The organism is Rhodococcus sp. H36-A4, assembly GCF_027158005.1.
Taxonomy (GTDB): Bacteria; Actinomycetota; Actinomycetes; order Mycobacteriales; family Mycobacteriaceae; genus Rhodococcoides.
Genome location: NZ_JAPVLQ010000002.1, coordinates 324,776 through 342,418 on the forward strand (window position 1 = coordinate 324,776; position 17,643 = coordinate 342,418).

General features: G+C 61.1%; 19 protein-coding genes. 11 read left to right on the plus strand and 8 right to left on the minus strand.

All coding sequences use genetic code 11. The features are described 5' to 3' along the window. Window positions 1-25 precede the first annotated feature (25 nt). Entirely contained in the window at window positions 26-1,444 is a 1,419-nt protein-coding gene (locus tag O1W68_RS06350; RefSeq protein ID WP_269302044.1) for a glycosyltransferase family 87 protein, read from the minus strand. A gap of 163 nt (window positions 1,445-1,607) precedes the next feature. Here O1W68_RS06350 and rpsF point away from each other — a divergent pair, with 163 nt between their 5' ends. The 5 genes from rpsF to dnaB all read left to right on the plus strand — a co-directional run bounded on the left by rpsF (window position 1,608) and on the right by dnaB (window position 6,474). Continuing rightward, entirely contained in the window at window positions 1,608-1,895 is a 288-nt protein-coding gene (gene rpsF / locus O1W68_RS06355; RefSeq protein ID WP_186627379.1) for a 30S ribosomal protein S6, read from the plus strand. Window positions 1,896-1,953: 58 nt separating this feature from the next. Next, window positions 1,954-2,508 (plus strand): single-stranded DNA-binding protein, encoded by a 555-nt coding sequence (locus O1W68_RS06360; protein WP_269302045.1) that lies wholly within the window; start codon window positions 1,954-1,956, stop codon window positions 2,506-2,508. 44 nt (window positions 2,509-2,552) lie between these two features. Then, complete coding sequence (rpsR, locus tag O1W68_RS06365; protein WP_084345822.1) at window positions 2,553-2,795, plus strand: 30S ribosomal protein S18; 243 nt, start codon at window positions 2,553-2,555, stop codon at window positions 2,793-2,795. Between the two features lie 15 nt (window positions 2,796-2,810). Then, window positions 2,811-3,266 carry a 50S ribosomal protein L9 gene (gene rplI, locus O1W68_RS06370; RefSeq protein ID WP_186627378.1) on the plus strand — a complete coding sequence of 152 codons (456 nt, stop codon included), beginning with the start codon at window positions 2,811-2,813 and terminating at the stop codon, window positions 3,264-3,266. Window positions 3,267-4,077: 811 nt separating this feature from the next. Further along, on the plus strand, window positions 4,078-6,474 hold the full coding sequence (gene dnaB, locus O1W68_RS06375) for a replicative DNA helicase (RefSeq protein WP_269302046.1): 2,397 nt from the start codon (window positions 4,078-4,080) through the stop codon (window positions 6,472-6,474). A 158-nt stretch (window positions 6,475-6,632) separates the two neighbouring features. Here the strand turns inward: dnaB and O1W68_RS06380 are convergent, their stop codons facing one another. Further along, window positions 6,633-7,781: a DUF2855 family protein gene (locus O1W68_RS06380; protein WP_269302047.1), complete on the minus strand. Its 1,149-nt coding sequence runs from the start codon at window positions 7,779-7,781 to the stop codon at window positions 6,633-6,635. Between the two features lie 266 nt (window positions 7,782-8,047). Next, window positions 8,048-8,602 carry a CBS domain-containing protein gene (locus O1W68_RS06385; RefSeq protein WP_269302048.1) on the minus strand — a complete coding sequence of 185 codons (555 nt, stop codon included), beginning with the start codon at window positions 8,600-8,602 and terminating at the stop codon, window positions 8,048-8,050. Between the two features lie 278 nt (window positions 8,603-8,880). Between O1W68_RS06385 and O1W68_RS06390 the strand changes: the two genes are divergently transcribed. From O1W68_RS06390 to O1W68_RS06405, 4 genes are all read left to right on the plus strand, one after another. Next, window positions 8,881-9,318, plus strand: a complete 438-nt coding sequence (locus O1W68_RS06390; RefSeq protein ID WP_136170650.1) for a pyridoxamine 5'-phosphate oxidase family protein — start codon at window positions 8,881-8,883, stop codon at window positions 9,316-9,318. Between the two features lie 209 nt (window positions 9,319-9,527). Continuing rightward, window positions 9,528-10,469, plus strand: a complete 942-nt coding sequence (locus tag O1W68_RS06395) for a DUF808 domain-containing protein (RefSeq protein ID WP_269302843.1) — start codon at window positions 9,528-9,530, stop codon at window positions 10,467-10,469. Between the two features lie 113 nt (window positions 10,470-10,582). After that, a complete protein-coding gene (locus O1W68_RS06400; protein ID WP_269302049.1) occupies window positions 10,583-10,735 on the plus strand; it encodes a hypothetical protein in 153 nt (50 codons plus the stop codon). 28 nt (window positions 10,736-10,763) lie between these two features. Beyond that, window positions 10,764-11,360: a DUF6188 family protein gene (locus O1W68_RS06405; protein WP_269302050.1), complete on the plus strand. Its 597-nt coding sequence runs from the start codon at window positions 10,764-10,766 to the stop codon at window positions 11,358-11,360. 11 nt (window positions 11,361-11,371) lie between these two features. On the opposite strand, the gene O1W68_RS06410 is transcribed toward O1W68_RS06405, so the two are convergent. Further along, window positions 11,372-12,277: a LysR substrate-binding domain-containing protein gene (locus O1W68_RS06410; protein WP_269302051.1), complete on the minus strand. Its 906-nt coding sequence runs from the start codon at window positions 12,275-12,277 to the stop codon at window positions 11,372-11,374. Window positions 12,278-12,374: 97 nt separating this feature from the next. Between O1W68_RS06410 and O1W68_RS06415 the strand changes: the two genes are divergently transcribed. Further along, window positions 12,375-13,688, plus strand: a complete 1,314-nt coding sequence (locus tag O1W68_RS06415; protein ID WP_269302052.1) for an NAD(P)/FAD-dependent oxidoreductase — start codon at window positions 12,375-12,377, stop codon at window positions 13,686-13,688. On the opposite strand, the gene O1W68_RS06420 is transcribed toward O1W68_RS06415, so the two are convergent. From O1W68_RS06420 to O1W68_RS06435, 4 genes are all read right to left on the minus strand, one after another. After that, a complete protein-coding gene (locus O1W68_RS06420; protein WP_269302053.1) occupies window positions 13,585-14,088 on the minus strand; it encodes an FAD-binding protein in 504 nt (167 codons plus the stop codon). The genes O1W68_RS06415 and O1W68_RS06420 overlap by 104 nt on opposite strands. Window positions 14,089-14,193: 105 nt before the next feature. Beyond that, window positions 14,194-15,417, minus strand: a complete 1,224-nt coding sequence (locus O1W68_RS06425) for an RNA polymerase sigma factor (protein WP_442972308.1) — start codon at window positions 15,415-15,417, stop codon at window positions 14,194-14,196. Then, a complete protein-coding gene (locus O1W68_RS06430) occupies window positions 15,405-15,773 on the minus strand; it encodes a YciI family protein (RefSeq protein WP_269302054.1) in 369 nt (122 codons plus the stop codon). The genes O1W68_RS06425 and O1W68_RS06430 overlap by 13 nt, the downstream gene beginning before the upstream one ends. Before the next feature lie 105 nt (window positions 15,774-15,878). Continuing rightward, window positions 15,879-16,571: a DUF998 domain-containing protein gene (locus O1W68_RS06435; protein ID WP_269302847.1), complete on the minus strand. Its 693-nt coding sequence runs from the start codon at window positions 16,569-16,571 to the stop codon at window positions 15,879-15,881. Window positions 16,572-16,937: 366 nt separating this feature from the next. Here O1W68_RS06435 and O1W68_RS06440 point away from each other — a divergent pair, with 366 nt between their 5' ends. Continuing rightward, window positions 16,938-17,621, plus strand: coding sequence for a response regulator (locus tag O1W68_RS06440; protein WP_269302849.1), 684 nt, complete (start codon window positions 16,938-16,940; stop codon window positions 17,619-17,621). Window positions 17,622-17,643: the final 22 nt, after the last annotated feature.

Here is a 17,643-nt window from a genome sequence, read left to right on the forward strand (position 1 = left end):
CTAGTCGGAACAAGGGGTCGGTTTGTTACCGGGTCGGCGAGTTGCGTCGTGTTTCGGTTGTCGACGTCGCAGTGTCGGAGCCACCGACGAGGTCATCGGCGTTTGCTGGATGCGTCTGGCCAGGGTTTCGTAGGCGGGCGCGGAGGAAGACGAAGAAGAAGACCACGAGCAGCACCGCGCGTCCCCACACGCCCACCTCGACGAAGAACTTCTCGGTCGTGCTGTCCGACCCCTCCGCCAGCGCTCCGAAGTACTTGAATACCCCGATGCCCATCGAGAGGTCTGCCACCAAGTACGCACCGACCAGGGCCCATGGCACGCGGAGAAGAACGAAGAACGGAACAAGCCAGAGGGTGTACTGCGGTGAGTGCACCTTGTGCAGGAGTAGGAATCCGCAGAGCATCGAGCCACTGACGGCGATCCAGGGGTAGGCGTGTTCGACCTTCATCCTCCGCAGACCGAGCCACAGTGCCAACCCGAATGCTGCGAAAACTAGCAGCGGTGACAACACATCGACGGTGTCCTGGAACGACGCTTCGGCGCGCAGATAGTCCTCCGGCGTCATGGAATCGCTCATGTAGAGGTGACGTACTCCCCAATACCAAATGGAGTTGGTGGTGATATCGGCTTGGCGCAGAGTTTGGAAGGCGAACGAGGCCCGCCAACCCTCGTAGCCCAGTACGGCGAAGGGAAGGTTGATTGCGACGACGGTGCCGATCGCTGCCAAGGCAACGCCGATCGCACCCTGAATGTCGAACCGACCTCGAACCGTGTGGGGCAGTTCGCGACCACCGTTCCCGCCGTAGGCGACGTAGAGGAGTAGTGGCAGCACGAATGCGCCCGGGTACAACTTGAGGCAGAATCCGATCGCGAGTAGAACTGCGGCCAGCATCCCTCTCGTGCGCAACGGAATTCGGAAGGCCATGACGAATACGGCGCCGACGGCCGTTGCGACCACCGGTAGTTCCCAGTTGTGGAATGCGTAGAGCACCAACGGAGGACCAGCCGACCACAACAGTGCAGGCTTGCCCGCGAGACGCCCGAGCATCCACGCCGTCAACAGGCCGAACGGTGCGAGCAGCGCACTCGAATAGAGCAAAAATTCTGCATCGGTATGTGATGGGATCGCACCGAGCCACATCAAAAGACCGCTCAAGACCGGATATTCGACGGTTCCGCCGGTGAGAATTCCGTTGGGCGTGATGGCACCGCTGAGATAGGGAAAGACGTGATTGTCGATATCGCGTCCGAGCCACAAGAACTGGATGTCGGAATAGCAGACCCAACTGTCCTTGACTGTGTCGAACGCGGTACTGCGACCGTTGTCGAGGAACGGAGCGACGGCGCAGCGGGCCTTGTTGAAGTAGCCGAGCGCCAGGGTCACGGCACACAGCGCCACCACTGCGACCATGGTCGCCATCGACGTGCGTTGCCCTGATCGCATGGAGACAAGCCTATGTCGCCACCGACAGTGCTCTGGCACCGTCGTTTGATTTCGCAGGTCAGGGTATAGCCGTGTACCCTCCAAGGGTTGCTGACGCAACGACCCTCCTGCCACGGATAGTCCGTGGCCGTTTTCACTAGTCCACAGGAGGTGATGAGGTCTTATGCGTCATTACGAATTGATGGTCATTCTCGACCCCAACCTGGACGAGCGCACTGTCGCTCCGTCTCTCGATACGTTCCTCAACGTCGTTCGCAAGGACGGCGGCAGCGTCGACAAGGTCGATGTCTGGGGCAAGCGTCGTCTGGCCTACGAGATCCTGAAGCACGCCGAGGGCATCTACGCCGTTGTGAACATCAACGCCGAGCCTGCGACTGTCAAGGAACTCGACCGCCAGCTCGGACTCAACGAGTCCGTGCTGCGCACGAAGGTCCTGCGACAGGGCAAGTAATTGTCGTTGCTCGCCTCTAGGCTGGCATCAACAATGACTTTCTACTGAAAGAGGAACCATGGCAGGCGAGACCGTCATCACCGTCGTCGGGAACTTGACGGCAGATCCAGAGCTTCGTTTCACCCCGGCCGGCGCGGCCGTGGCCAACTTCACCGTTGCGTCCACTCCCCGCACGTTCGATCGTCAGTCCAACGAATGGAAAGACGGAGACGCACTCTTCATGCGCTGCAACATCTGGCGTGAAGCTGCGGAGAATGTGGCCGAGAGCTTGACCCGCGGTGCGCGAGTAGTCGTGACCGGACGGCTCAGGCAGCGTTCATATGAAACGCGTGAGGGCGAAAAGCGGACTGTCGTAGAGCTCGAGGTCGATGAGATCGGCCCATCCCTGCGCTACGCAACCGCAAAGGTCAACAAGGCCAATCGCGGTGGTGGTGGAGCAGGCGGCGGCTTCGGCGGCGGCGGCTCCGGTTCCTCAGGTGGATCAGGCGGCGGACGCTCGTCGTCGAACGCCAACTCGGCACCCACCGGCGGAGATGACCCTTGGGGCAGTGCGCCTCAGGCGTCGGGTTCGTTCGGTGGAGCTCGCGGCGGAGACGACGAACCCCCGTTCTAGATCCTTGAAAGATCGAGAACACCCAGATGTAACGGAGAAAGACCATGCCAAAACCGCCATTGCGCGACAAGGTGCTCAAGAAGAAAGCGTGTTCCTTCTGCAAGGAAAAGGACGCGTCGATCGATTACAAGGACACGACGCTGCTGCGTAAGTACGTTAGCGACCGCGGCAAGATCCGCGCGCGTCGAGTCACCGGCAACTGCGTCCAGCATCAGCGCGACGTGGCCGTTGCCGTGAAGAATTCGCGTGAGGTTGCATTGCTTCCTTACGCCGCGACGGCACGATAGAAAGGGAGATCACTCATGAAGCTGATCCTCACCGCTGATGTTGACAATCTCGGTACGCCCGGCGACACCGTCGAGGTCAAAGACGGATACGGCCGCAACTTCCTGCTGCCCCGCAAGTTGGCCATCCTGGCCACTCGCGGAGCCGAAAAGCAGGTAGAGGGCATTCGCCGCGCTCAGGAAGCTCGTGCCGTCCGCGGCCTCGAGCACGCCAACGAGCTCAAGCAGGCAATCGAAGGACTCGAGTCCGTCAAGCTGGCAGTGAAGACTGCAGGCAATTCGGGCAAGCTGTTCGGCTCGGTTACGGCTGCGGACGTTGCTTCTGCTCTCAAGGCAGCGGGCGGCCCGATCGTCGACAAGCGCAGCATCGATCTGCCGAAGGCCCACATCAAGAGCACGGGTGGCCACGACATCGTCGTCAACCTGCACCCCGATGTGACCGCAAAGTTCAAGCTGGACGTCGTCGGAAGCTGATTCGTAGCTTCGGCCGTATCGGCTGAGAAAGGCCCCATGAACTCTAGGTTCGTGGGGCCTTTTCTTGTCCCGATGGTCTGCTGTATCGCGGCGTGGACGCGGAAGGGCCGGGGGTTGCGCATGAGCCGTTGTGCAGTCGGACGCGGCCCGGTTCATCGCTGCGGAGGGGTTGGTGTCGTGAGGTCCCGACTGGGCGGGCGAGGCGGCGGTCGGAATCTGTAACGCCTGGGTCGAGATCGGCGGATCTTGCCGAATGGCGAGGGCCTCGGTGACGCGCAGGAGAGCCGAGTCGCTGAACGTTCGAGCCCGGATTCATGGGTGAGATCGGCAAAAGTGACGCAGACCAATCCTGTTGCCGGTTTTAGTGAGTGTTCCCAGTCACTGTGACCTAATTCACTTTTTAATTCACTTGCTGTTTATTCAACACGCCCGAGTTGTCAACTCGGACGACACGCCGCGAAATAATCCATGCACAGGAGAGAAACTTTATATACATCCTCTGAGCTGGTGATATGGCCAAAATTGGAAAAGTTATACCCAGGTTATCCCCAGGTGGTCAACACGGTTCGTATGAACTATCCACAATTACTCCACAGGTTCATCCACAGGCCGTGTTGTGACTGACGACGAGAACACCTAACGTCCCTCGAGCGTCTCTCCACCGCACAAGGTGGGTGTGTTCGGTGGCGGCGCTCAGTACCCGGGGGTGTCGTAGTCGAGGGGTACAACTTGTTGCAGTACGTCTTGTTGCAGTACGTCGCCGGGCCAAAACGACGATGGTGATTTCCGACAGGAAGGACGGTCGAATTCGGTGGCTGTTGTAGATGATCGAGGTCAATCGAATTACTCCTCCGAGGCACCACGAGAGGCCCCAGGCGAGGACTTCGGTCGGCAGCCCCCGCAGGACATGGCTGCAGAGCAGTCGGTACTGGGCGGCATGCTCCTGAGCAAGGACGCCATCGCTGACGTCCTCGAGGTGCTGCGCCCCGGCGACTTCTACCGTCCGGCTCACCAGAACATCTACGACGCCGTTCTCGACCTCTACAGCCGCGGGGAGCCCGCCGACCCCGTCACCGTCTCGGCCGAACTGGACAGACGTGGCGAACTGAAGAGGATCGGCGGCCCGCCGTACCTGATCACGCTCACTCAGACCGTGCCGACGGCGGCCAACGCCGGCTACTACGCGGAGATCGTCGCGGAGAAGTCGATTTTGCGGCGGCTCGTTCAGGCCGGCACTCGCATCGTTCAGTTCGGCTACGCCGGCGCCGACGGCCAAGATGTGGCCGAAGTGGTCGACCGGGCGCAGGCCGAGGTCTACGAGGTCACCGAGCGTCGCACTTCGGAAGACTTCATCCCCCTCGAAGAGCTACTCCAGCCGACCATGGACGAGATCGACTCGATCGCCAGCCGCGGAGGAATTTCGCTCGGTGTCCCCACCGGATTCGCGGAACTCGACGAGATCACCAACGGTCTTCACCCAGGTCAGATGATCATCGTTGCGGCCAGGCCTGGTGTGGGAAAGGCACTGGCGCTCGATACTCCCCTGCCTACGCCCGATGGCTGGACCACCATGGGTGAAGTGATGGTGGGTGACCAATTGATCGATGCCAACGGCAGGCCCACCCGCGTTGTTGCAGCCACCGACGTCATGGTCGACCGCCCGTGCTTCGAGCTCGAGTTCTCCGACGGCACAGTGATCGTTGCGGACGCGCAGCATCAGTGGCTGACAGATACTCGCGCGTCGCGGAAGTCCGCCCAGGCCGCTGCAGTCGGATACAACCGCACTCGCAATCAGCGCACTTTTGCTGAAGTACGTACGACCGAAGAGATTGCGCGGACGGTTCGCTGCAACACCAAAGACGCTCGCATCAACCACTCGGTGGTCAATGCCGAGGCCTTGCAGCTCCCCGAGCGTGAACTGATGGTGCCGCCGTATACGTTGGGCGCTTGGCTCGGCGACGGTACCTCTGCGTGCGCTCAAATCACGAGCGCTGATCCCGAGATCATCACTCGTATCGAGGGTGAAGGCTTAGAGGTGACGAAAGCTGATCTCTACCTGCGGACTATTGGTGTACTCGGCGACAAGCACATCCCGAGTGAGTACCTGCGTGGCTCCGAAGGTCAACGTCGAGCACTCCTCGCGGGCCTGCTCGATACCGACGGGACGGTGACGGGTGGCGGGTCGGTTCAGTTCTGCGTGACCAGTGAGCGTTTTGTCCAGGGTGTTCGCGAACTCGTCGCCAGCCTCGGTTATCGCGTGCAGATGTCGACGAAACGAGTAAAGGGGCGTAGCGAGGCGTCGACGGCCTATGCCTTGACCTTCGCGACTGATGACGTGGTATTCGGTTTGCATCGAAAGCAGATCCTGCACAAGGAGCGTCGCGCAGCGAGCTCGTCTGTACGCTCCGGATCTCGCTTCATCGTCGACGTCCGCAAGGTCGACTCCGTTCCAGTGCGTTGCGTCGAGGTCGACAATGCCGATCACCTCTACCTGGCCAGTGAGTCGATGATCCCGACGCACAACTCAACAATTTCGATGGATTTCATGCGTTCGTGCTCCATCAAGCACGGCATGCCAAGTGTCATTTTTTCGCTGGAAATGAGCCGCACCGAGATTGTGATGCGACTGCTGTCGGCCGAGGCCGGTATCAAGCTCGGCGACATGCGCTCCGGAAAGATGACCGACGAAGACTGGACTCGTCTAGCGCGTCGTATGAGCGAGATCAGTGAAGCGCCGTTGTTCGTCGACGACTCACCGAACCTCACGATGATGGAGATCCGCGCCAAAGCGCGTCGCCTCAAGCAGCGCAACGGCCTGAAACTCATTGTGGTGGACTACCTTCAGCTGATGTCGTCCGGCAAGAAGGTCGAGTCGAGGCAGCAGGAAGTCTCGGACTTCTCCCGTCAGCTCAAGCTGCTGGCCAAGGAACTCGAATGCCCCGTGGTTGCGGTGTGTCAGCTCAACCGTGGCCCGGAACAGCGAACGGACAAGAAGCCGATGGTGTCCGACCTCCGTGAGTCCGGTTCGTTGGAGCAGGACGCCGACATGGTCATCCTGCTGCACCGTCCAGATGCAATCGAGCGTGACGATCCCCGCGGCGGCGAGGCCGACCTGATACTAGGCAAGCACCGTAACGGTCCGACCGCGACAATCACTGTGGCGCATCAGCTTCACCTGTCCAGGTTCGTGGATATGGCGCGGGGGTAGTTCTCTTTACCTCCAGGTCGAAGATCTGCGGATTTCGCTTCAGTTGGGTGCAGTGTCCAACTTCCGCGGATCTGGACTTGACGACTCGCGACGGGTGGTCACTCGCTGCAGCGAAACGGAGTTCGAGATTGGGGCCGTATTCGATTCGAATCGAGCCGTTACTGTAGCGCTGCGTCGAGGCCCTGGTCAGGGGAAACGATGATCCCGCGGTCAGGGGCCAGTGATCCGTCGCGAACGGCGGCATACTTTGCTTCCATGCCATCGAGGCCCTGCACGGTCTCGATCGTGAGCCAGCCTCGACTTTCGTCAAAGGCGCGTGTCAGGAATTCCCGGGTCTGCCGAGTGAACTCTGCGGCGCCCCACTGCTTCATTCGTTCTTCGATGACTCCGGGTGCGAAGAACATCTCGCTGCGCTCACGGATGATGTCTGTCCCACCACCGGCCTCATCCCAGTGGGTCAGGCCGACGTTGAGCGAACGGAGCATCGCCTGTCCGAGATGACGGTGCACTCGTCCGAGTACTGCGCCGCTACCCGCCATGTCGACGACGACGCTGGGCCGCGGGGGGAGTGACTCCTCGATCTCGTCGTAGGTTACGACCCGGTCGTAGAGGTCGAGGCTCACGATGAAGTCGCGGTTTTTCGACGAGGTGAGCCCGACGATCTCTGGTGAAGTCTGATCTCGCTTCAACGCCTGGGCGAGGCCGAGGCCGGTTTTGGAGGACGCCGATACGATGACGACTTGTTCAGCGGCGAACCATTCCGCTTCCCGCATTGCCTGCCAGAGCGCCCAAGCGGTGATCTGCAGCGGGTTGAGCAACATCCGCAGGTTGTCGTCGGCCGGGTCGTAATTCGGCTCCTGCAGCACCCTCTCGTAGGTGTTGTAACTGAGGGGAAGATTTTCGCGATGCGCAGACGCGTCCAGCACCGGGCTCTCCGACGGTCTCGAAGGGTCGGGGTGCATCACCAGATGCGTGGCCGGCGGGAAGTAGCCGAACAGCCGCTCCCCCACCTCGACATTGTCGCAACGAGACTCCACCACGTCTCCGAAGCCCCACACCGGCATTACGCCCCACTCTTCGGGACCCTCACCACCACCGTCGTCCTGCCCGGGGGCGGCGGGAAAGAATTTCCAGTAGCCGAAGCGATCACCCAGCACCACGTAGGTGATGTTGTTCGACGACAGGCCGAACCGATCGACCCGTACCAGGACATCGCCCTCACCGATGCTCGCTGCATAGTCCTCAGGAGTCATCTCGATGAGCCGAGTGCGTGCCGGGTCGGTCTTGGCGATCTGAAACTGGGTCATGCGAATACTGTCTCATGGTTGCCGAGGGCGCAGATGTGTCGGACGAGGTGAGAGACTTTTCTGGCCGATGTCGAAGTTTCGTGATGCATCGTCCGTCAACTTCATGAATTCAGCTTAGGGGCAACGAGACTGGGTAACCAGAACACTCCTCGTCGGTTCTTCCCCATGGTCTTCTCGTTCGGACGGCAACGGCCGCCCGAACGCTCCCCACATCCACTCCGAGACGCCACACGAATCATCCGCCCGACGTGTGCGACGCCACGAGTTCAATCCGAAGTACGAGTATCGAGGTTCACCTTGGTGACACCGTCGATGGTCGAGAGCAACCTATGCACGACATGCCGTTCGGTGTCGTCGTCGAACCCTCCTCCGATCTCCACCACACCACCGCTGCGGACTGCGATCACCCATCGACGGGTGCTGCCGGAGTAGTCGTCGAGCAGTGCGCGGACTTTCGCGGCGATGACCTCGTTGTCGCCGATGATCAGGCTTCGTAATACGTCGCTGCGGGCGATGACGCCAACCAGAATCCCGGACTCGACGACGGGCATCGAGCGCACATGCCGATCCAACATAACCGCTGCGGCGGTCGACGCTTCCCACTGTGGTTCTGCTGTTTCGACCTCGCTGACCACTGCCGGCGAGATCACCGCTTTCGGATTCGATGTCTGAAACGCCAACAGATCCGATTCCGACACGATCCCCACCAGCGCGCCCTTCCGGTCGACGACCGGTAGCGCTGCGAACCGCTTACTGGTCAACAGCATGATCGCCTCCCGCACCGGTGTGTCGCGTTGCGCGGTCACGACTTCGCGGGTCATCAGATCACGAACCTTCATTGCTTGCCTCTTCCGTTTGCTGCCGTATTGACACTCGTAAAACCCTGATACACGGCGGCCGCGTACTCCTCGGACACTTTGACCCTAACCCCACAGCAACGTGTAACAGACGTCGAAGGGCAGTGTGTGAGCAACGGAACCGACACCCAAAATGACATGCCGACAACATCATTGACCTCAGTTGGCGCGCGGGCGGCCACTCCCCGAACGTGTTGCCGATACGGCAGACAATAACGCTCCCGGAGTGAGAGAATCGGGTCATGACCGCACCTGATGCGCATACCCCTGCTGGGCCGGTTCGTGTCTTCACCGAGGAGCAGAGTTGGGATGCACTGCGTTCGGAGAGACTGGGGCGCTTGGTGACCTCGGTCGGCGGTCGTATCGACGTGGTCCCTGTCAACTACCTGGCCGACGCCGGTCGGTTGTTGTTCCGGACTGCGGAGGGCACCAAACTTGTCGAGCTCAGTATCGAGAACCGCGTCGTCTTCGAAGTCGATCACATAAATCCCGGCGTTTCCGGTTGGAGCGTTGTCGTGCACGGCACGGCCCGCACCCTGAGTACCTCCGCGGAAATCGCCGAAGCCGAAGCTCTCGACCTTGTCTCCTGGGTTCCCACCACCAAATACAACATCGTCGAAATCGTCCCTACGGAGATCAGCGGCCGCGAGCTTATGTTCGGAGACAGCCCGGGAGCCTGATCGGGGGGTCTTGGACTGGGTACCCGGGTTGTTCAGGGATCAAGGGCAGCCGGGTGTCCGTGTTGTCCGGTAGTCGCCGATCATAGGGGGCGGGCCGGTGCCGGTATTGTGCTGTACGACCGATGCCGACGACGACGTTCATGAGATCAGACGCATTCATGGAGCCGACCGTCTACATGCTCTACGCGCTGATTTTTTGGAGGTCTGTGATGGCTGGTGGACTTGTTGCTCTTCTCGACGACGTCGCAGCGCTTGCTCGTCTGGCCGCTGCATCGATCGACGACGTCGGGGCGGCGACCGCGAAAGCGACAGCCAAGGCCGCCGGTGTAGTCATCGACGATGCGGCCGTGACGCCGCAGTATGTTCGTGGCCTCGCCGCCGAGCGTGAGCTGCCCATCATCAAGCGGATCGCCATCGGTTCGCTGCGCAACAAGCTCATCATCATTCTGCCCATCGCGCTTTTGCTCAGTCAGTTCCTTCCGTGGCTGCTGACCCCCATTCTGATGCTCGGCGGTTGTTACCTCAGTTACGAAGCAGTGCACAAGATTTGGGGCGTGCTCTTCGGCCACGGTGAGCATGATGAGGCGGCGGCAGACGAGCCGCGCGATGAGGATAGCGTCGTCTCCGGGGCTGTCCGTACCGATCTGATCCTGTCCGCGGAGATCATGGTCATTGCGCTCGATACCATTGCGAGCGAGGGTTTCTGGAACCGCTTGGTCGTCCTTGCAGTCGTCGCAGTCGTGATTACCATTGTCGTGTATGGCGTCGTCGGGCTTATCGTCAAAATGGATGACATCGGTCTGAAGCTTGCGGAGAACTCGACCGGGTTGTTGGAGAAGGTTGGGCGCGGACTGGTGCGTGGGATGCCACACGTCATGTCCGTACTGTCCGTCGTGGGAACCGCTGCCATGTTGTGGGTCGGTGGACACATTTTGCTCATCGGAATCGACGATCTCGGTTTTCATCCGATCTATCAGCTGGTTCACCACCTCGAGGACGCTGTCGGTGATATCGCCGGCATCGGAGGGGTGTTGGCATGGATCGTCAATACGATCGCGTCCGCGATTCTCGGTTTGATCGTTGGTCTGATAATCGTCGGCGGCCAGCTCGGGATCACCCGCGTTCTTTCCAAGCGGTCGAAAGCGCACTAGCGCGTCGGGTCCGCCGAACTGCTCCCTGCGAGAATTGACGGTCATCGCTTCCCGCCATCGGCATTGTTCAAGCGATAGGGTTGCACCCCCGACCAGGACAGAGGACGGTTCTAGTGCACATCGGCGACGGACTTCAGCTGGCCGGGATCATCGGCCTCGCTGCTCTAGGAACGATGCTTCTCGTCGTCGGCGCACTGGGGTCGGGCATTGTCATGTTGGCGGTGACGGCAGTGTGGTTCTGGCGGCTCTACCGAACGGGCGAATGAAACTCTCACTGGATTGGAGTCGTCGGTGATGACACTGGCAACGATGGAACTCGCACTGCGGTCCCGACGCGTCACGCGCGTTCTGTTGGACTTCGATCTGAGTATCGAGTTCGCCGGCGGCGCTACCGTTGCGTTCAGCGAGTTCGTGATCGGTGACGTGCTGGTGGACGAGGACAATCAGTTCGAAGGGCTGCGACTTGCCGCTGCTCTCGTCGGTCGTCTGTGCGAGCGCGTCGGGTCCGCGGATTCCGGTGAATTAACGATCCTGTTCGACGACGGAACCGTTGTCGAAGCGGCCCCACGCGAAGAGGTCGAGTCCTGGGAATACACAGGTTCCGACGGTTCTACGGTGGTCTGTCTCGCGGGTGGCGACATCGAGGTCCTCTCGGGTCCTACGGATCCCCCGGCACCAATCCCTGCAGTCATCGCGCTGCCTTCCGTCGGAGCCACGGTCGTCCGAATTACAGTGGGAGACAAGTCGACCGTCGAGTTCTCCGACCGAACCAGCGTGTCCGCAGCCGTATCGCTGGACGAGGCTTACCTGGTGTTGCGTGAAAGCGTGGCCGAAGTTTCAGAGCAGCAGATAGCGCTCTCCTCGGGCGTGGTCATTGCTGTACCGCAGTGATTCTGTGCCGGTCACTTCTCCTGCGGTTCGGGCGCCGTTTCCGCCAGTGCCGCAACGAGGTCTCGCTGAATATCGGTGGCGGGTACTGTGCCGTCGACGACTGCAGATACGGCGAGTTGTAACCGACGCTTTGCTTCCCGTCGGAATACGAGGCCGCTGGTGGGGGTGCCTGCGGCGGTGCTGGCGTAGAGGATCGACCAGCAGTCCGGGCGATTGAGCAGTTCAGCGCTTGCGGTGTGGTCGAGGGCTACGGGTGGGCCGAATGTCAGTCGCAGGCCGCTCCGTTTCATCGCACCTTCGACGACGCGGTGCAGCAGTATTTGTTCGCTGCGCTTGGGTAGCAGGAGTGGGTACGCGGCGAGGTCTTCCAGGCTCGGTTCGATTCGGTCGGCCAATGGGTGCCGCTCCGACAGGACCACTACGAGGTCTTCGGTCCATAGCTCCTTTGCTTGCAATCCTGACCTCTCGACGCTGCCTCGGATGAGTGCGACCTGACAATCCCCCGCCGTGACTGCTTCGATCTGTTCGGCGAATCGTTTGAGTACGAAGTCGATTTCTGCCTCGGGGTGTTGCTCACGCACACGAACGATTGCGGCCAGTGCGTTCGCGGCGAAGGTCATGTTCCCGGTCAGTCTGAGTTGGTTGCGTTTTCGCGCAGTCAGTGCGAGTGCGGACTGTTCCAGTTCGATCATGTGTCGGGCGATCGATACCAATTGTGCTCCGACAGTGGTCAATCGGACGGACCGTGATGTCCGTTCGAATAGGGGCTCGCCCATCTCGCGTTCGAGTTTGGCGATCTGCAGGCTGACTGCGGACTGGGAGATGTAGAAGCGCTCGGCGGCCCGCGAAAAGTTCAACTCCTCGGCGACGGCGAGGAAGTATTTCACCTGTCGTAGTTCCATATTTTCTCCATCCATGAGTTCTGCTCATTGATGCTATGCGATCTTTCGCGTTGATAGCGACCGAATACAAGCGTTGCATGTAACTAACAGCTTTCGAGTAGGAGGATTTGTCGTGGATGAGTACGAGGTCGTGATCGTCGGATCAGGATTCGGAGCTTTGGCTGCCGCCAAGACTCTGGGCAAGGCTGGCGTGAAGTTCTCGCTTATCTCCAGCACTACCGAGCACCTGTTCCAGCCGCTGCTCTATCAGGCAGCAACCGGAATGATCTCGACGGGAGAAATTGCCCCGCCGATCAGGCGCATCCTCGCCGAGTACGACTCGGCCGATGTCCGGTTGGGCAGGGTCGTCGACGTAGATCCCGAGGGGCATGTTCTCACCTACACAGCAGCGGGCTCCACCCGTTCGATCCGGTACGGCCGCCTCATCGTCGCTACCGGCGCTACGCAGGCATATTTCGGTCACGACGAGTTCAGGGACCGCACTTTCGCCCTCAAGACCGTGGACGACGCCATCGCCCTCCGCGAGCAGATCCTGAGTTGCTACGAAGAAGCGCATCTGACCTCGGACATCGACGCCAAGCGTGAGCTTCTGAGCTTTGTCGTTGTCGGCGCCGGCGCGACCGGTGTCGAACTTGCCGGTCAGATCCGCGATCTCGCACACCGCTATTTCGCCGCCTCGTTCCCTGACATCACCCCGGACGACGTCGCGGTCACGCTGGTCGACGGGGTCAAAGATGTATTGCCTGCCTACGGTGGGCGGTTGAGCAAGTATGCGCGCGCCAAACTGGAACGGTCCGGGGTGGAAGTGGTGACCGGTGCCATGGTCACCGACATCGCCGATGACACCGTCACAATCAAAGACGTGGATACCAAGGACGTACGCACCATCGCCGCCAAGACTGTCATTTGGTCGGCAGGCGTTCAGGCAAGCGCATTGGCCGCGACGATCGCCGAGCGAACAGGGTGCGAAACCGATCGCGCCGGACGCCTACTGATTCACGACGACCTGACTGTCGGCTCGGCATCGGACATCTTCGCCATCGGCGACGTCACGTCTCTGAACAGCCTTCCCGGTCAATCTCCTATCGCGATGCAGCAGGGTAGGCATGCGGCCAAGATGATCACCGGAAAGGTGAAGGCAGGAACACCGTTCCGCTACGTCGACAAGGGCAGTATGTCGATCGTCGGTCGATTCAGTGCCGTCGCGCGTCTGTTCGGCAAGGTGGACATTGCGGGGCCGATCGCCTGGGTTCTGTGGCTGGCAGTGCATCTGATGTACATGGTGGGCTTTCGGAACCGGTATGTGGCGGTCGTGTCGTGGCTCAGCTCCTACATCGGCGACCGACGCCCACATTTCCAGTACACCGACAAATGGATAGATCAGATCGAACTGGTCGAACCCGAAGTGGAGCGAGCGGCAGCCTGACGCCCGCAACGACGGGGTTACTCGACGAGCTTTCCGGTGGAATCGACCGTGCGGATGAGAGCTCCGATCTCCGAAGGGATCGGCGGGATGGCCTCGCGTGCGATCTTGCGCAGCTTCGAGTGTCGCCCGCGCAGCCAGTGCTGCCGACTTCAGGTCGAAAGCATTGTGACCACCGGCAGCGAGAATGACGGCATCCGCGTGAATGAGGTAGCGCGTACAGGTTGTGAGGTCGAATCCGGCTGTCTTCCTCACGGGCGAAGGGCATTCCGTAGCGAACCAGGTCGGCGATACCCCGCTCGGCGCCTTCGGCGACGATGTGGACGGTGTGCGGATTGGCGAGAAAGTAGCTTTCCTTCACCGTGTCTGCAGCATGCTGCTGCCACGAGTCCTCGGGATTCATCGTCGACAGAGCAGCATTGATTCCACCGGCTGCGAGCGAAGTATGAGCATCGAGTCCGTGGTACCTATTCGACCGACCAGACGCGGGTTTCGTAGCGGGACATGCTCATCTCGTCAGCAATGCGTCGGCCCGCCCGCGGAGGTACCGCCGCGTCGGTGCATCGGCGGACAGTGAGATTGCCTTCTCGTAGGCGACTACCGATTCCTCGACGCGGCCCAACCGGTCGAGCAGGTGGGCGCGTACCGCCCATGCAGGCTGGAAGCGCTCGGCACCGTCGAGCTCGTCGAGCATGCGGAGCCCGGATTCGGGGCCGTCGGTTTCGGCAGTGACGGCGGCCAACGCGACGCTGCCGCCGAGCGTCGGCGCCAGTGCGTCGAGTGTGGTGTGCAGTGCTCGCAGCGTGGCCCAGTCGGTGAATCCAGTGTGTCGGCGCGCGCAGTGCACGGCCTGGATCGTTGCCTCGAGTTGGAACCGTCCGAGAGCACCTAACGCATGTGCTCGGCGTAGATGCGACTCACCGCGCGCAATAGTCGCCTCGTCCCATCTCTGCACGTCCTGGGCCTGAATCGGGATCAGGACGCCGTCGAGCTGGCGTGCCGGTAGGCGTGAGGTGCTCAGCAGAACGAGTGCCGCAAGTCCATGCGCTTCCGGATCCTCGGGCAGAAGTGTGCAGAGCGTCTCCGCGAGATGGAGGGCTTCACTGGCAAGGCCGTCGCGCATCTCGGTCCCGCTGGTGTGCCAGTCGATGGCGAAAGCGCCGTACACGGCTGCCTGCACCGCGTCGACCCGCTCGGGTAACACCGATCTGTCGGGTAGCTCGAAGGAGATTCCGGCCTCGCGGATCCGTCGTTTGGCCCGTCCGAGGCGTGCGGCCAGTGTGGACGACGGCAGCGCGAATGCACGAGCGATGTCCCTCGCCGTGTAGCCCAGCACGACGTCGAGCATCAGGGGCGTGTGTACCGCCGGGTCGATCGCCGGGTGCGCGCAGACGAGCATCAATTGCAACCGCTTGTCTTCGATCGCTTCCGGATCGAGTTCGGCGAGATGGCCGTAGGTGTCCGGCGCCGATGTCAGTGGGTCGTGCATCCGGTGGGCTGAGGACTTCCAGACGTCCCGCTGCCGATTCCGCGCCACGGTCAGTAGCCACCCATCGGGGTTCGCCGGGACCCCGTCCCTCGGCCACGTCGTCAATGCTCGTTCGAACGCGTCGGCAAGCGCATCCTCGGCGCCGGCGATGTCCCTGCTCGCCGACGCGAGGAGCGCGAGAAGCCGCCCGTACGAACCACGAGCAGAGTTCTCGGCAGAATTTCGAGCCTTCAGGTCCACGATCCGTCGATGAACGACGTCGCGGCGGCCCGTACTTCGATCACTCCGTACTGTGCGCCCGGACAACGCTCGGCCCACATCAGCGCAGCGTCCAGGTCGGGAACGTCGAGGACGAACACACCGGCGAGCGCTTCCTTGGTGTCCGCGAACGGTCCGTCCTGAATCCGAAGCGAACCGCCTCGAAGTGTGACCGTGGTTGTCGCCGATGCGCTGGTCAAAACTTCGGCCGCGACGAGAACTCCAGCTGATTCGAGGGCTTTGCCGTAGGTGCCGAACGCCTCCTGCATCTGCACTCTGGCTTCATCTGGAATGACGCCCTCACCGGGCTCTTCGTTGCTGAGGAGAAGTGCGTATCTCATGGTGTGCTCCCGATCGTCTAGTCCACGTCTGCTTCGATTGTCACCGCACTACGCGGTCTTGCACAGAGATGACGATCGAGCTGCCGTGAAATCGACAGGCACTTGTCAATGACTGGGTGGCGCCAGGACCGTGAGCTTGCCGCTCACCGGACGCGGGTCACGACGGCAATCCACAGTGGGGGCGATCCAGACGCGTGGCCATATTCGCGGGTCGAACGCGCGCATCGAGAACTCGACGTTTCGCAGGACCGTGCGTCGTGCCAAGGCCAGCAACACTGCGGTGCCGGTGACTGCCATCCACGTCGGCAAGGGGTAGAGCGCAAGGCGCTCGCCCAGACCGAAATGCAGTGCTTTCGCCAGCATGAGGACTGCTCCGAGCACTCCGACGAAAGCGCACAGCGCCGACCAGATCGCCACCAGTCGCTTCTCGTGCCACAGATGCCATGCGATCAGGACTAGCACGACATGTCTTGCCACGAACCCCGGCATCACCGCCGACCAATGGATGAGCGCTCCGTCGTTCGCCGGGAACAGTCCGGTGGCCGCAGTGCTCACTGCGATGACAACCGCCAGCGAGAGAATCCACTTCTTCGACCGACCATTTCGGATGTGTCGATGCAAGAAGAGGGCGCCGATGAGGGTCAATACCCCGAGCGCTACGAACGTCGAGTTCATGACGTCGTGCATCGGAGAGCACGAATCTACGTCACAGGTCGTCACACCCAGCGAGCTGATCGAATTCTGGGCAAAGCTGTAGGGCGTGTTCCACGCAGCAGCCGTGAACACCTCCGCCAACAAATATGCGAACGAGAGAATCCATGCAGTTCCTGCAGCGGCGTGGCTCAGGTTGTGGCTTCGGTGAGATGTGTCGGCGTGGTGTGGATAGCTGATGGCGGAACTCTCTGTCGGCACAGACTTGATTTCTGGGTCCGACTGTAGAGCGTCAACCTGAGAGCAGTGTCCCGAAAGTCACATTTCGATCTCAGAATCGACCACCGTCGGATGATTGGAGAGCATTCACTTTCGGGTCGTCCGGCACAGGCGCGTGCAGCTGAGCACCGGCCCGAAGTACGGTGTATCCGTAGCGGCTGGCCTAACGAGCGACGAGGGGAACGACGGATGCGCAAGGGTGTGTCTGTCGAGGTCACTGCAGGCGGTGATTCGATGGCGACGCCGCGGGTCAGAGTTCTCATCGTGGACGACGAACCGCAGATCCTGCGAGCACTCCGAATCAATCTGAACGTGCGCGGTTACGAGGTAGTGACGGCAGCATCGGGGGCCGAGGCGCTCCGAGTGGCCGCCAACTTCCATCCCGAGATCGTGATCCTCGACCTTGGTTTGCCGGACATCGACGGGATCGACGTCATCGGCGGCTTGCGCGGATGGACCGATGTGCCGATCGTCGTTCTCTCGGCTCGTACCGACTCCGTCGACACTGTCGAGGCACTCGATGCTGGTGCGGACGATTTCGTCACCAAGCCGTTCGGGATGGACGAATTGCTCGCGCGTCTGCGCGCGGCACTGCGACGTGGACCTCATGTGGCGGAAGCGGCCGTTGTGGTCACCGACTCGTTCACCGTCGATTTGTCCGCCAAAACTGTGACGCGACACGGAGCGAACATTCATCTCACTCGGACCGAATGGGGTGTGCTCGAACTCCTCGTCCGAAATCAGGGGAAACTGGTCTCCCAGAAGGAGATTCTGCAGACCGTGTGGGGCCCGCACCATGGGCGCGAAACGCACTATCTCCGAATCTATCTCGGTCAGCTACGACACAAGCTCGAGGACGACCCGTCGCATCCGCGCCACCTGATGACCGAGACCGGGATGGGTTACCGGTTCGTCTGAAGGTCATCGCACGCAGCGGTGG